12 protein-coding genes and 1 pseudogene are annotated in these 14977 nt (G+C 64.3%); 5 read left to right on the plus strand and 8 right to left on the minus strand.

Features of this window, described 5'->3' with window-relative positions; all coding sequences use genetic code 11:
- Window positions 1-211 precede the first annotated feature (211 nt).
- A pseudogene (locus F4554_RS34150) lies at window positions 212-460 on the plus strand (helix-turn-helix domain-containing protein); the annotation flags it as partial.
- Entirely contained in the window at window positions 439-675 is a 237-nt protein-coding gene (locus F4554_RS31635) for a hypothetical protein (RefSeq protein WP_202889461.1), read from the plus strand. The pseudogene F4554_RS34150 and the gene F4554_RS31635, both read left to right, overlap by 22 nt.
- Before the next feature lie 280 nt (window positions 676-955).
- Here the strand turns inward: F4554_RS31635 and F4554_RS25420 are convergent, their stop codons facing one another.
- The 6 genes from F4554_RS25420 to F4554_RS25445 form a co-directional block, all read right to left on the minus strand.
- Window positions 956-2602, minus strand: coding sequence for a GxGYxYP domain-containing protein (locus F4554_RS25420; protein ID WP_179789913.1), 1647 nt, complete (start codon window positions 2600-2602; stop codon window positions 956-958).
- Window positions 2603-2847: 245 nt separating this feature from the next.
- The gene (locus tag F4554_RS25425) at window positions 2848-4623 is read right to left on the minus strand and encodes a GH39 family glycosyl hydrolase (RefSeq protein WP_179789914.1); all 1776 of its coding nucleotides are present in this window, start codon (window positions 4621-4623) and stop codon (window positions 2848-2850) included.
- 483 nt (window positions 4624-5106) lie between these two features.
- A complete protein-coding gene (locus F4554_RS25430) occupies window positions 5107-6612 on the minus strand; it encodes an extracellular solute-binding protein (protein ID WP_179789915.1) in 1506 nt (501 codons plus the stop codon).
- 254 nt (window positions 6613-6866) lie between these two features.
- Window positions 6867-7775 (minus strand): carbohydrate ABC transporter permease, encoded by a 909-nt coding sequence (locus F4554_RS25435; RefSeq protein WP_179789916.1) that lies wholly within the window; start codon window positions 7773-7775, stop codon window positions 6867-6869.
- Window positions 7775-8638, minus strand: coding sequence for an ABC transporter permease (locus F4554_RS25440; protein ID WP_179789917.1), 864 nt, complete (start codon window positions 8636-8638; stop codon window positions 7775-7777). The genes F4554_RS25435 and F4554_RS25440 overlap by 1 nt, the downstream gene beginning before the upstream one ends.
- Window positions 8639-8816: 178 nt before the next feature.
- Complete coding sequence (locus F4554_RS25445; protein ID WP_179789918.1) at window positions 8817-9689, minus strand: phytanoyl-CoA dioxygenase family protein; 873 nt, start codon at window positions 9687-9689, stop codon at window positions 8817-8819.
- A 960-nt stretch (window positions 9690-10649) separates the two neighbouring features.
- On the opposite strand from F4554_RS25445, the gene F4554_RS25450 reads away from it, so the two are divergent.
- The 3 genes from F4554_RS25450 (at window position 10650) to F4554_RS25460 (ending at window position 12801) form a co-directional block, all read left to right on the plus strand.
- Window positions 10650-11000, plus strand: a complete 351-nt coding sequence (locus F4554_RS25450; protein ID WP_179789919.1) for an ArsC/Spx/MgsR family protein — start codon at window positions 10650-10652, stop codon at window positions 10998-11000.
- Between the two features lie 447 nt (window positions 11001-11447).
- Complete coding sequence (locus F4554_RS25455; protein ID WP_179789920.1) at window positions 11448-12023, plus strand: hypothetical protein; 576 nt, start codon at window positions 11448-11450, stop codon at window positions 12021-12023.
- 319 nt (window positions 12024-12342) lie between these two features.
- Window positions 12343-12801 (plus strand): hypothetical protein, encoded by a 459-nt coding sequence (locus F4554_RS25460; protein WP_179789921.1) that lies wholly within the window; start codon window positions 12343-12345, stop codon window positions 12799-12801.
- 736 nt (window positions 12802-13537) lie between these two features.
- On the opposite strand, the gene F4554_RS25465 is transcribed toward F4554_RS25460, so the two are convergent.
- Window positions 13538-14230 carry a response regulator gene (locus F4554_RS25465; RefSeq protein ID WP_179789922.1) on the minus strand — a complete coding sequence of 231 codons (693 nt, stop codon included), beginning with the start codon at window positions 14228-14230 and terminating at the stop codon, window positions 13538-13540.
- 247 nt (window positions 14231-14477) lie between these two features.
- Window positions 14478-14951 carry a protein kinase family protein gene (locus F4554_RS25470; protein WP_179789923.1) on the minus strand — a complete coding sequence of 158 codons (474 nt, stop codon included), beginning with the start codon at window positions 14949-14951 and terminating at the stop codon, window positions 14478-14480.
- Window positions 14952-14977 lie beyond the last annotated feature (26 nt).

The raw sequence follows: 14977 nt of genomic DNA on the forward strand, positions 1-14977 counted from the left end.
CAGGCCAACCGACTGTTCTCAGGTCGATGAACACCGAATTGCGTGAGCACATGATCGCTTGGAGCCCAAGCACATCGCATGACGTCGAGGCGGGCACCGAAGTTCTGGCACCGTATCCAACTAGATACGGTTCAGGTCTCGGGTAGGAGGAGGCGGCCACGCGGGCAGGTGACCTTCTCGACCGTGCCCGACGGCTGGCGGGTATGACCCGGGCCGAACGGCCCGGCGCGCCGGCACGTCCAGACCGACACTTTCGGCGTATCTGTCCGGCACCAAGGGGCCGACCTTTGCGACCGCGCCGCGGATCATCCGGGCTGCCGGGTTCGACCTTGACCTCGTTCCCTTGGTCGAGTTCTCCCAGGTAGGAGGACGCGCCGACAGGCTCTTGCCCGTGCCCACCCAGCTGCCCCGCCTACCGGCGATCGAAGGCTGGCTCAAGTGGGACTGCCGCGTCACCTGAACTGGTCGGCTCCCGACCTGACCTACGACCTCGCCGATCGACAGCAACGCGCCCGCGTCTACGAGATCGTCCTACGTGAAGGCACCGCCGACGACATCCTCACCTACATCGACGGCGCCCTCCTGGTCGACCTGTGGCCCGACCTCGTCCTCCCCCTCGACGTCAGACGTGCATGGGCGCCACTCGTCGAACGCACCCATCCCCAGGCCGCGTGACCATGAGCACAAGCCCCGACCTGACACCACTGCAGCTGTCGAAGCAACGTGCCCGAACAGGGGGTCCAGGTTCGAGTGGACCGCGTTTCGACGTCGCCGAACCACCACCCGCAGGCCGGCCAACTCTGCCCACCTAGGGACGAGCATCGTGCCACATGTCCGCCCAGGGAGCGGTCGCGGGATCCGTGCTATCCGCCCAACCATAACCGCGACGACGGCCACGCCGCCCGCCAAGGTGATGCGGTCTCGCACAGACTCAGCCGCAGTATTCTGATCCTCTTCACAGAAATGCCAGCAGCGGCTTCAACTCGGTCCGTTCTTGCCGTTCGCCGTTCTCCAGTGGTGGTCGAACTCGTCGGCTGTGACGAAGACGTAGCCTTCTGGTTCGAGGAGGTCGGCGACGCGTCGCAGCCGCCGAGGACCGTAGTGCCAGCTGTAGAACATCGCCTGGACGAACCTCCCCCCCGGCCGGATTCGTACGGATCTCGTCAGCAAGCCACCGCGCTGCCGCCTCGTCGTTGGTGGTGTCGTACGGCGGATACCACGGCTGGTTCGACCAGCGCGTGAGTGTGTGGTGAACACCGACACCGCCCGCAGCCATGATGTTTGCATTGGATGCAGTGGTGCCGTCGTTGCGGCCCATGTCAGCGAGGACGGCGGTCACATTGGGCATGTTGGGGACGATGGTGTCGTCGACGAACGTGTCGTCGGCAATGGTCCACGGCGTCCAGGGGTGGGAGTAGAGCCCGAGCATGTCCATGTCGAGGCCGGACATCCGCTCGCCGGTGGCTCGGAAGTAGTCCGCGACCACCTCCTGCTGAGTCAGCTGACGCCCCGCTCGGTCGACCGCGCCTGCCGAGCCGTACCCCTCCAGCGGATAGCAGTATCCGGCCCCGGAGATCGAGGAAAAGAAGTAGTCGTTGGGTGTCGCGGTCTCATACAGCCACTGCAGGATCCCGGGAAGGAGCGTCCGCGCCGCTGGTGTGATGCCGTACGACATCGGCACCTGCCCGCGCACCGGGTCGTCCCACTGGAAGAACCGCAGCCCGTACTGCAGATAGCCGGGCGCGTCCCCGCTCTCGATCATGATCAGCGACACGTAGGTCACGTCCGGCCGGTAAGGGCGGAAGATCTTGCGGCGGGCGGGCTGGCGCTCGAAAGCCTTCGCATTGATGGGCGCCGCCGCATGGAAGCTGTAGTTGCCTGCCCAGTCCGACACCCAGGTGTACTTCGCGTAAGCGCCGGCCAGCTTTACCCCGGCGTACTCCCCAACTCCCCGCGGCGCGCCTTCGTCACTCACCGCGCTCCAGAACCCCAGAACCGGAATGTTGGCGGGTGCATCGTGCAACAGCCGGTGGACGTGCGCGTCCAGTTCCGGGCTGTGGTCTGGGTCGTCCGGGCCCGGCAGCCAGAACGTGTGCAGTCGATGCTGGACGGCATAGTCCCTTTGAAAGTCGTGCGCGACGGAGGTATGGAAGCAGCACAGCATGGCCCGGCTCTGCCGTGGCCAGAAGCGTTCATACGCCCAGGCGTAGGCGCTCGCCGCGTCCGCGAACTTCCCGCGCAGGTCGTAGACCACCGGTAGGTCCACCTCAGTCAGTTGATCCGGGTAGACGATCAGCAGATTCTCGACGCCGGCGACGTTGGTCGCCACGTTCAGCGTGTGCTCCTGCTCGGGATCGACGACCACGAGGCCCCGGGCAGTGTCACGGAAGTGAGCGATCAGCCGGTACGGATCGTTGTAGCGGTGTTCTTCCCTGACCCAGCCCTTGTCCATGTACCACTGTAGGTAGCCATGGTTGTTGCGTACGTCGTCCCAGCTTTGTAGCAAGTAGATCTCCGGCCGCTGACGTGCAACCAGCCCCTGGAGCGAGGCGAGTGCCACCCGGACACCCTTGTCGTGGCCGTCGAGGTCGAGCGTGCTCACGACCGCCCTGAAACCGGTGCCACGGGCGGCTTCTGGCTGGCGTCGGAGGAGTTGATCGCCCATCCGCGGTCCGAGTGGTGCCGCGCCTATCGCCGCCCCATAAGCAAGGAGATCCCTCCGCCGAAGTTGTCGGCCTATCAACGGAGTGGGGAGCATGAGGCCTCCAGTCAGATTGTCGAGGTGCTCAGCGGATGTGATGTCACTGGGCGCAAGCTGTCGTCGACGGCGACGGCGGCGTGGTCTGGTCAGCTCGCGGTGGCGTTGATCCGGAGGGGGATGGAGTGCGTGGCGTCGGCGCCAGTCACCTGAACGTCCGCGTGGTAGGCGATGTCCGTCGCGGCTGAGGTGGCCGAGATCTCCCAGGCCGCGCTGGCCACGCCGCCGGTCTCCAAGTCCGCGAACTCCTTCGCGCCGGAGACAAGCCGCACCTGCCAGTCACCGGGGAGGCCGATCAGCCGCACAACCCCGCTCACCGCGGCCGGCGTGGTGTTCACCAGGCGGGCGGTGGCGGTGAACGTCGACCCGACGGTGACGCTCGGCGCGCTCGCGGCCAACCCCAGCCACGGCACCCTCGCATCGCCGGCATCGACGAGGGTGTGGGCGACGGCGACGCCGGGGGCAAGCCGCACCGTCTCAGTCAGCAGCCCGGCGTGCCCGTCGACGCGTCGCGCCGCGACGACCTGCCCGGACGTACCACTCACCATCGACACCACAAGGATTCGGTCACGCCCGTCGCCCGGAAGCTCCATCGTGAACCGGGTCGGCTGAGATCCGTCCGCGAGGGCCGGGTCACGCCAGTACACGACGCTGACGCCGCGGCCGTCCTCGTCGCGGGTCGCCACCACGTGCTCCCCACGGGACCGGGCGCCTTGCGTCCAGACGCGCAGAGTCTCGCCTCGGACGTCGCGGAATAACCAGTAGGGCCAGTAGTTGCGGTCGAACACCGAGCCGTCGCGGCGGACCAGCCCGAAGGTGTAGGTGCCCTCGCGATACTCCAGCAACGTGAACTGGTGCCAGCCAAGCAGGTGGCCGCTGTTCTCGATGAGGGAAAACTGCCGGCCCAACAGGTCCTGCACCTTGAGCGCGGCGGAGTCGAAGAACGACTCCGACTCTGTCACCATCAGCTTCGGGTCCGCCTTGGTGGTGTGGTCGCGGATGTAGGACTCCCACAGCCGCAGGTCCGCGACGACCTTGGCTGGGGTGTCGCCGTAGGAGTGGTAGACGAAGAAGTCCATGTGCTCGCCGGCCGCGTCGATGAACGCCTTGCCGTAGTCGTAATAGCCCTCGATCCCCGGTGAGAACACCGGCCCGCCGACGAGCACTCCCGGGAACCGCGCATGGATGAGGTCCGCGGTGATCCGAAACAGCTCGAAGTACTCCTCGTCACTGCCGAGCCAGAACTGTTCCAGGTTCGGTTCGTTCCACACCTCGACATAGCGGACGCGCAGCCGGTAGTCGGGGTCGGTGCCCTCTCCGTTGAAGTGTGAGACGACGTTCGCCACGATGTCGGCCCACGCCCTCGGATCGGTCGGCGCCTCGTTCAACGCTCCGGTCTGGGTGAGCCAGCCGGTGTTGTACGCGCACAGCAGTACCGGCTCCATGCCCAGACCATCGACGTGGTTGACATAGGCGTCGCCGGTGTTGTCAACGAACCGGAGCATCTGGTCGGGACGGAACTCTCCCCGCGCCGGTGAGGCCTGGTTCATCATGACCTCGATCCGGGCCTGCGTTCCTACCGGGTTGAGCTGCCGGTAGCTGTCCAACGCCAGGGCCGACCCGTCGAGCTTCAGCTGGGCGTAGCCGGTGCAGCTGAACAGGGCTCGGTTGAACGCGCCCGTCACCACCCTGGTATCGACATCGACCGTACGCACCGAACTCGACGCCTGGGCGCTCACACCCCCCAACGCCGGGAGCGCGGCCCCCACCGTGGCGACACCTGACAGCTGCAACACCCTCCGCCGCGGCAACGCGGCTCCGGCCCCACCCTGTGCGTGCGGGCGAACCTCAGGCGGGTGCGACATCCGCCACCTCCATCTGTCCTCAGGAGGGTGCGACATCCGCCACCTCCATCTGTCGTTGGTCGATGAGGACTGCGCGGCCCAAGTGTCACCAAGCGTAGTGCCGTGACTGGACGAGGTGACGGCCAAGTACGGACCAGTCCCGCGCCGTCGACGCTGTCTCTCACCTACGCTCCACAGTTTGAGAGCGCGGAGGTGGTCACGTGACCGGTACGCACGCCAACCTGTCCCCACCGGCCGCCGCCTCACCCTCCGCTCTACGAAGCTCAACCGGTCACCATCCCGGTCGAGCCCGCGGAGCCCGCGCGGCCGGGGCTGCACTCGATCTGAGCATGGAGCGCTGAGAACGCGGCCTTGAACTTGCCGACCTGATCCCGCGCACCCCCTCCGCACCATCGGCCTTCGACGTTGCGTCGGGCGACCGCCTGCCCTTCCGATTGTTACCTGACCTCTGGGTGGGGTGCTCGGCCGTCGGCGCTCAGCTCGTCACTTGCATTTCTGGAGTGCGTCCTGGAACTCCTTGCGAGCCTGGTCGCCGCCCTGGCGCTTCCAGGTCTTGATGACCTCGTCGAGGTGGGACATCGGCTGGGCGCCCGTCGCGATCCGGTTGAACGCGTCCTGCTCCATCTTCACCAGGCTCGCCGCGTTTTGCACCCACGCCGGCGAGTAGAGGCCCTGGGTCGGGTCCGCCGTCGCGCCGTCGAGTGACTCCTCCTGCCAGTGCTGCATCCGCTCGGCCTCGCCGGGCTGGTTGGCGTAGAAGTAGTTGATCTCACCCGGGCCGCACAGGTAGTTGATGCCGTTCGCCCAGTTCTGGTTGCCGTTGGACACCGCGACCGGCGCGCCCTTCACGTAGTTGAACATCTTGCCCTCGATGCCCTTGTACATGAAGGTGAACTCCTCGCTGCCGAAAGGAGCCGCCCAGTACTCCATGATGTGGATCAGTTCGACGATCTTCTTCTCGTCCTTGACGGACGACGGGATACCGCCGAAGCCGTAGCTCGCCGTCCCGATCGCCATCGCGGGCTTCCCGCCGTCGTGACCTGGCGGCAGCCACGGTTGGGGGTTCGCCTTCGGGTTGTTCTGCCTCGTCTGGGTGTAGTCGGTGTTCGGCTGGTTGCCGAAGAAGCCCCACCCACCCTGCGTGAAGAACCCCGTCCGTCCACCATGGAGGAGGTCCTGGTTCTGGTTCAGCGTCAGGGTCAGCGCGTCGGGATGGATCGCGCCCTTCTTCCAGAGCTTGTTGGTGAATTCCAGCGCCGCCCTGTACTCCTCGGTCTCGAAGTCCTTCTGCAGGGTGCCGTCCTTGCCGAGCCGCCAGTTGTTCGGAGCGCGGAACATTCCCATCCACATGCTCTGGCGCAACCCGTCCAGGCCGTAGGTGTTCCTCTTCCCGTCACCGTTGGGGTCCTGGGTGGCGAAGGCGACGAACATTTTCAGCACTTCGTCGGCATTCTTAGGGTTGTCCACGCCGAGCTTCTCGGCCCAGTCCTTGCGGTACATGCCGAGCTGCCCGTTGACGGCCTGGATCGGATACGGGACGCCGTAGAGCTTGCCCTGGAACGAACTGCCCTGCCACGTCAGCGGCGGGATCCGCTGCAGGTTGGGGAAGTCCTTGAGCCCGTCACCGCTGAGGTACTGCGTCAGGTCGTGGAACGCGCCCTGGGCGATGAACTTCTGGAAGCCGGCACCGTTGTACTGGCCGTTCTGGTTGAAGTTGATGTAGGTGATGTCCGGGAAGTTGCCGCTCGCGGCCAGGGTCAGCAGCTTCGTGGCGTAGTCCGGCGACGGCGCGAGAGTTGGTTGCAACTTGACGTTGAGTCGCTTGTTCAGCTCCTGCCACCACGGGTTCTTGCCCAGCCCTGGCGGCGGCGAGCTGAAGAGGATCTGGAACGTGGACACCGTGCCGCCCTTGCCGGGGGGCTCCGGCATCGTGACGTACGGCTTCGGGTAGGCCGTCCACGCGATCGGCGTGTTCTTGACCTTCGACACGACCTCCTCCGGCTGGTGCTTCACCGTGCTCGCCGGAAATTTCAGCTCGGAGACACAACTGGCACTCGACGAGCTCGCCTTTCCGCACCCGCCCAGGAACGCCAGGCCCGCTCCAGCGAGTCCCGAAAGGAAGATCCTTCTGTCCACTCTCCCACCAACGCCGATACCTGGGCTTGGTAGATCGCCAGATTCCATCTCTGTTCACCTTCCTGGAGCATCGACGCGGCATCCAATTGGGGCCGCGTTGTCGCTTCTCATCCCTTGACCGCGCCTGACAGAACGCCCTGTGTGAAGTACTTCTGCAGGAACGGGTACACGAGGATGATCGGCGCGGTCGCGATGATCACGACTGCCATCTGCACGGTCTCCGCCGGTGGAGCCGGCTGGCCGACCTGCTGACTCTGTGCGATGTTCTGGCCCTGAAGGACGAACAGTCGCAGGACCAACTGGATGGGCCACTTTGTCGTGTCGTTCAGGTAGATGAGCGCGTTGAAGAAGTCCGACCACAAGGCCACGCCGTAGAACAACGCGACGACGGCCAGGACCGCCTTCGACAACGGCAGGATGATGTGCCAGAACACCTGGAAGGGACCGGCCCCGTCGATCCGCGCTGCGTCGGTCAACTCGTCGGGGATGTTCATGAAGAACTGCCGGACGACAACCAGGTTGAACGCGCTGATCAGTCCGGGCACGATCAGGGCCTCGTAGGAGTTGAGCATCCCCAGGTACCGAACGAGCAGGTAGTTGGGGATGATGCCGGCGCTGAACAGCAGCGTCCCGAGCACCATGAGCAGGACGAGTCTGCTTCCGGGTACCTGGCGCGTGCGGGTCAGCCCGTACGCCAACGTCGTCGTCATCACCATGCTCACGACGGTGCCGACGACTGTGACGCACACGCTCACCACCAGGGCGCGGGTGACCACGCCACCGGCCAGAATCTGCCGGTACGCCTCCAGCGTTGGGTGTTTCGGGATCAGCGTCACCGACGATCCGGCAAGGTCCGCCTGGGTGGACAGACTGACCGACAGGACGTAGAGGAACGGGAACAGCATCACGCCGACGATGACCGCGATGGTGACGACCTTCGTGATACTAGTGCCGACGGACGCCTTCTCGATCCAGATCGGGTGGGAAGCCCGTGGCGGTGCCGTGCGTAGTGCCATCAGAACACTCCATCCTCACCGAGCAGGTGCGCGACCTTGTTCGCCACGACGATCAGGATCGTGCCGACCACACCCTTGAACAAGCCGACGGCGGTCGCCAAGCCCCAGTTGCCGCCCACGACTCCCTCGAGATAGACGAAGGTGTCGAGGACCTGGCCGGCCTGCTCACCCACCGCTGGCTCCTGCAGCAGGATCTGCTCGAACCCGGTGGTCAGGATGTTTCCGAGGTTGAGAATCAGCAGCAGGATCGCGATCCCTTTGATCCCCGGCAGGGTGACGTGCCACATTCGACGGATCGGCCTGGCACCGTCGACCACGGCCGACTCGTACAGCGCCGGGTCGATCTTCGTGAGGGCCGCGAGGAAGATGATCGTGCCCCAACCCACGCACTTCCACATGTACTGCACGACCATCATCGGCTTGAACAGCTCCGGATTGCTCATCAGGTTGATCGCACCGAAGCCGTGGTCGGCCAGCGCCTGGTTCAGCAGGCCGTCGCCACCAAGCACGGACTGCCAAACGCTGACCAGCACGACCCAGCCAATGAAATACGGCAGATAGACGATCGTCTGGATGACCCGTTTGACCGTCGGCGAGAGAATGCTGTTCAGCAGAAGGGCAAGTGCGATGGGAGCGGGAAAGAAGAAGATCAGCTGGAGTCCGTTGATGACGAGCGTGTTAACGAGCGCCTGCCCCACCCTCGGGTCCTGGAAGAGCTGGACGAAGTTGTTCAGCCCGACCCACTCGCTCTGGATGATTCCCTGATACGGGGAGTAGTTTTCGAAGGCCACGATGTTGCCGGCCAGCGGCAGGTACCGGAAGACAACGAAGAACAAGAACCCGGGCAGGATGAACAGATACATCGCTCGTTCCTGCCGCACTCGCGACCACAAGGACACGTGCCGGGAATCATCCGGACGCGCCGAAAGCTTGCTCCTCTCGACAGTGTCCGAACTCGTTGCTGAGCCCTGGACGGCCACCTCCGACTCCCTTCGTACACCCGACACACCGGCGCCCTCGCGCACGGAGGCCGGTCATGGTTCAGTCCCAGAGGTCGACGCCCAGGAGCTTGCGTCCCAGCGGAGTCAACTCGGCGGGCGCAGATCGCTTCTCCTCGATCCCGCGTGGATCGCCCGGGAACGCCGCGCCCGACGGGTGGGTGTTGGCCTGCCAGCACTGGATCCGCTGTTGACGCGCGGCCTCGTCGGTGCCGACGGGATTCATGCTGAGGTACTGCGCGAACCGCGGACGCTGTGAGGTGTTGTGGCCGTTTCCATGCAGGAGCCGGGTCGTCCAGATCAGCAGGTCGCCGGCCGCGAGCCGAGGCCTTGTCACCGTGTATGCCGAGTAGTCGGGGTTTCGAGACGCGATCCGCTCGGGCGTCTGCGTCTTCAGGTACGCCTCGAGGTCCTGGTAGATCTCGGGGACACACTGGAAACCGCCCATGTCCGGCTCGGTGTCGGCCAGCGCGAGCACACCCTGAACGCGAAACGGGATGTCGGGATACTGTGTCATGTCGGTATCCCAGTGGATCATGCCCTTGTGGTCGTACTCCGGATAGCGCGGATCTACCGGCGGCTTGAGTCCGACACGGTCGATCGACACCGAGAGCTTGTCCGTGCGATGAATCGCCTTGAAGATCTCATAGACCCGTGGGCTCTGCCGGATGTTCCACATCGACTGGTAGTGATACATCTCCACCATGCCCACCGGCCGGATGACGTCCGGCCGATACCACGAATCCGGATCGTCCGGCCTGGCGCCGGTGTGTCGCCACATGTCATCGATGACCGCCTGCAGATCCTCGGCGGGAACGGCGTCATGCACGATCACGTATCCGTACTTCATGATCTGGTCGCGCCACTCCGCCGAGTCTCTCTGATCGCAACTCGGCTCCTGTGTGGACGCAGTCATTACGTTCCTCCTGTCGACTCCGGAATCACTAGGCACCGAGTAACAAGGCGAGTCGTCCGACGATCGTCGGACGTCCGTCTTTGTTGGTCGGTCGTCACAGCTGGTGCGTTGCTGGGGTTCGTCGAAAGAAGGGGCGAGTGCCGGTTGGGCCCTGTGGGCACAACAAGGCTCCTGTTCGGAAGACCGTCAGGTCATCAGCGCCCGTTTATGAGTCCGCATGAGAAGGTCGACTTCAGTGTCGACCGATATTCGTTGACTACCATTTGCTCCAAGGCATAAAACTTAATCGCCATCGGCGGCCGCAATTCGATGAGGCGACTAACTTTTCTGGCGCCAAACAAAAGACAATTTCGTGTTGCATTCATCAGTGATTGAACGAAGAACTGCGGACAACCTAATCCTCGGGTCGGACCCGGTCAACGCGTTGACCGTCAATGGTCAGGGGCGGTCGTCGCCAGTCACAGGGATGCATCTGCAGCCGTCCCCGCGTCCTGTCGGGATCCTCCAACCGGGCTGCTTGCTCGGTGGGGAAGAGGGACCCTGCAGCTGCTAGACGTCCTGCGCGTCGGGACTTGACCCTCAATCCTCAGAGCGTAGAAATCGCAGTGACCGCACGCTCAACGTGGCGACCAACGTCGCCGGCGTAGAGAATCTTCTGCGCCCAGGCGTCGAGTTCGGTGCGTACGGTCGAAGTCGACACCAGAGCGGTGACGGGTGCGTTCAACCGGGCCCTGTGGGCGTTCCAGTCGGTGATCACGGCGACCGGCGCGACGGCGTTGACGCGGATACCGTGCGGCGCACCTTCGAACGGCGGCCGCGCGAGTGAAGACTTCGAACCGCGCCCATGGTTGCGTCATACGACGTCTGCTGCTCACGACCGCCTGGCGACTCACGGCACATTGCTGGTACTGATGCTCCAGCAGCCGATCGAGACCACTTCTGACGTGGAGGACCTCACCCGTGGAGATCTGGATCAACCCGGCCTGTTCCAAGTGCCGTACCGCCACCAAGGCCCTCGACGAGGCCGGGCTCGCCTACACGGTCCGCCGCTACCTCGACGACCCGCCCACCGCCGCGGAGCTGGCCGATGTCCTGTCCCGCCTGAACCTCGAACCCTGGGACCTCGTCCGCCACAACGAACCCCAAGCCAAACCTCTCCGTGAGGTACCCCGCGACGCCGCACACCGCGAGACCTGGATCGAAGCAATGGTCGCCCACCCCATCCTCCTCCAACGCCCCATCCTCACCGCCGACGACTCCTCCACCGCCGTCGCCAGGGACCCCGAAACCCTCTCCAAGTTCCTCCCCTGATAGCCGAGGCGGAGGCCAACGCTGACCTGGTTCGACTTCGATCTCTGCGGATGGGTGTGTCCGACTAACGGCGAATGCTGGCCTCGGGCCAGCCAAGTTCGATCGAGCAAGCGTGATTAATACCTCCTGCGAGTGCCCTCAGGCCTGGCCGCAGATGCTCCGGGGTCATATGACTGTCAAAACCGGCCTCGAGATGTGACATCTGGAGGTGGCCGCCAAGAGACTTGTCCGGACGCGGGGGTTCTGTTCACTTGTCACCGGGGCATTGCTGCGGTACGACGTTCAGGAGCGTTGACATCGACGCCGCACGGAGTGACAGACCTGAGATGCCGCTCGCAGACCACGACACGACTCATCCCTGGGGAGCCCATGGCAACAAGGAAGGACCCTCACCTCCTTTACCGCGGCGAACACCTCGCTCCTGAACGTCTGGCGCAACTGCCTGGCTTGGGCAAGAACGGACATGGGGTCGTCGCGGTCGGTCTGCACGACGACCCGGATGAGGCCGTTGTGTTCGACGACGTACAGAGCTTCCTGCGGTGGTTGCCGGCCGGCCCGGCGCGAGAACCGATGCATCACTCATTCGCCAAGGCCGCGGAGCTGCGATCCAGTCGCGCGGTCACCGAGGAGCAGTTCGTCCATGACTGGCGCGTGAGGAACGAGTCGATCAAGCCTGCGTTGTCGAAGCTGGCCGCCGAGCTGGGGATTCCCAAGGACTCACCGCAGCTGTTCAAGGAGGCACACGAGCGCGGCATTCTGCACACGATCTTCGTCTACGACCAGCCGTACGGGAAAGGTGCCTGGACGTTCTACGACGGGCCGGTCCCCGTCTTCGGATGGACTGGATGGGACAACCGGATCCAGTCTTACCTACCCTTCGGCTTCGGCGGCATGTGGTCAGACAACTGGTTCTGGGGGCCTGCCGTGGCCGTCGGCGGTATCGGCGCGGTCGTGACATTCGAGGGTACCCTGCTGGGATGGTTCAGCCGACGTGCCTCATCGGGATACATCTCGGGTCCCTGAACCAGCACCTCGCCCGCAAGCCAACGCCTTGATCTCGTGACACTCCTCGACGGCGGCCGAGCCGACGCATGCTGCCGATGTGGTCGCCGTATTCGCGGAGCTCGACACCGACAACCCGGCGGTGGTCTGCCCCATGGCGGACCCCCCCGTTCCATGTCTGATGCCACAACGTAGGTCCGAGCATGTGGGTCGTAAAGAATTCGAACACGTTCGGCGTACGTAGCGCTACCTATCGACGGGGGCGATCCTTCAGCAGGACAATGCCCGGTACTGATCGGAGTCGTGCGGAGCCGCATGTCCGCCAGCCAAGGGAGGGGCCATGAAGCGTGTCCTCAGTGTGCTCTCGCTCGCCGCGTTACTGCTCGGGTTGAGTGCGGCCCCGGCGTCGGCGACTGTGAAGCAGGATAGAGACCGACGGCACCAGTACCGGGTCACGGCCTACGGGGACGACATCTGCGGGAACCCCGGCACCTTCTACTACGTCCTCACGGGCCGCGAGCACTACACCTGGGACGGCCCTATGCCGCACCACGGGAACGGCTCCGGAGTCTGGCGGTGGACTCTTGTCTACGAGGACCCGGCACTGGGCACCAGGACCGGAAGAGAGGTCTTCAACTGGACGGCCACGTATTGGCCTGACGGGAGCTGGAAGACGGTCCAGTCGACATGGCGGCTCCGCGCGGGGTCGCTGAGGTTCTTCCAGATCGACCACCAGGTCTATGACCGGCAGGGACGACTCAAGCAGGAGACTTTTAGGAACCGAGTCGAAGGCTGCTAGCGCGCGAGCGACCACTCGCCGCCGTACCCGGCGCGTCAACGCTGCCCCGCGACCTCCGCCGCGTAACGTACTGAGTGCTCACCGTCCCATTCCAGGCCGAGCGAGTCCGATCGCGAAGCCATCCGGGAGCCCCCGACCACGGTTCGGGGGCTTTCGGCAGCCAGCAACATGCCGAGTACGGCGGCAGTCTCCTATTCTAACTGCCATCCCCGAGGCGATCACCACGGCGCTGCAAAGCCATTGACGCTTTTACAGGAAGGCTGCGATTGCTGGCTGAGCTGCAGCAATGCCGCCTCGCGTCAACTCCGCCACAAATACGCCGCAGGAACGACCGTCGACGATCCCATGTTGGACTCTTCAAAGAAACTGCGCTCTGACTGGTGGACTGAAGGTCGTCGAGGTACTCAGGCTTCCAGCCCTCGGCGAGGCGTTGTGGTCATGCAGCTCAGACTTGGCAAGAATCCCCGCCCCTCGGGCAGGCCGAGGCGGAATTTCTCCCGCGGCGGCCGACGCACGTACACATCGATCGGTCGAGGCTTACCAGGCCCTTCTCGACAGCCTCGACCACGAGCACCGGGCTGCGCGATCCTTCCCCTATCGTTCGGCAGCCTGCGCTGAATAGCAATTCAATCCCCGCCGGTAGGCGCTACTGCTCAGCCACGTAGGCGGGTAGCCAGCAGCGACGTGGTCGTGAAGACTCTAACGACCGATCGTCGTTGCTATGTAGCTCGTTAGGTCAGCTACGGCTCCATCTTGCCTGGGTCCGGCTCACCGCCTGAGTAACCATGGCGATGAGCTCCTGCGGTGAGTTCGTGGAGCCTTCCGCTCCGTGGGAGCGGGCCTCCTGGTTGTGCTGTAGGGACCGAGAGCCAGCGTAGATGACGAACGGCGTGTGGTTGCCACCTGAACGCATCTTGTCCAGCAGTGTGTATCCGGCATGGGGGTCATCGGATCGGCCCATATCGGAGATGACCACGTCGACTGGGTTCTGGTGCAGGTGGTCCAAAGCCTCCTCGGTCGATGTCGCGGCATCGACCCTGATGCCGAGGGCCTCGAGCGCCTGCCTCTCGTAGCGGTTGTTGTCCGGCCGGTCGTCGACCCATAGTGCTACTGAGCGCTGCAGCGCGCGTTGTGCGCGGCCCCCGGGCAGTGCGTCGGCGAGTTCGGCCGCGGCGCGTGACGGGTCCACCAAACCAGCAGCTTGCCCTGGCTTCACCAAGGCGGCGCCGACGTTGACTGCAGCCTTGATCTGCTGCCGGCTGACGGACGCCTCGACGCCCATACCCTTGAAGCTGAACTCGCGGAGGGTGCCCACAAAGTCGGCGAGCCCCTTTCTCCGCTTGACAATCACAAAGAGGATCAGCGCTGGCCAAACCAGCGCGCCGACCAGCGCCGCGATCGCTGTCAGTAACTCCGTCATCGCCTTCATGAACGTCCTCCCGACGGTGATCGTAACCGCCAGGACCACCTTAGGTAGGCATTATTGACAGACCAGCTCCACGTCGCTGGCTGCATCATCACGCGCCACAGACCCTCACGGCCGCAGCCCGAAGTGTCTCTCCGGACCCAGATCAAGCAGGCCCGCAAGTCATCTGGACATACATCCCCTTGGTGGCAGGGCACGTTGCGGCGACCGCGGCTCTCTACAGCCGACTGCCCGCACGTGTCGGCCTCAGCTAACAGTCAGAGACACCCAAGGCGACACACCACTCCACCAGAGTGGGGCGAGTACCACTTGGCCCGCATGCCCGCCGCCACAGTCGACTAAGCCGGTGTATATCGGTGTCATGTAGTCCTTGCAGTCCGCGGGCTACCGCGTTGGGGTCGATGCTCGCGTTAAGGTCGCCCGAGACCAACAGGCGGAAGGCGAGCAGAGCGAAACGGAATCGGTCGCTGTCGAGCGTCGGTGGGCCTTCGCTTACTGCGGGATCCTCCCAGTCGATCGTATGGACAGCCTGTTGACCCGTGAAGGATCGCGCCCCGATCAACCGCGTGGAGTCGAAGTCGAAGATCGACACGCGGACCTCTGGACTCGTGGTGAACGCGATGTTCTTCCAGGAAAGATCACCATAGACGAGGTCTTCATCGTGCATTGACGCCAGCCATCGAGAAATCAGACGTACGAGCTCCAACCGGTCTTCGCTGGTCACCGAGAACGGGATCGTGAAAGCACTCC

The organism is Actinopolymorpha rutila (assembly GCF_013407855.1).
Classification (GTDB): Bacteria; Actinomycetota; Actinomycetes; order Propionibacteriales; family Actinopolymorphaceae; genus Actinopolymorpha; species Actinopolymorpha rutila.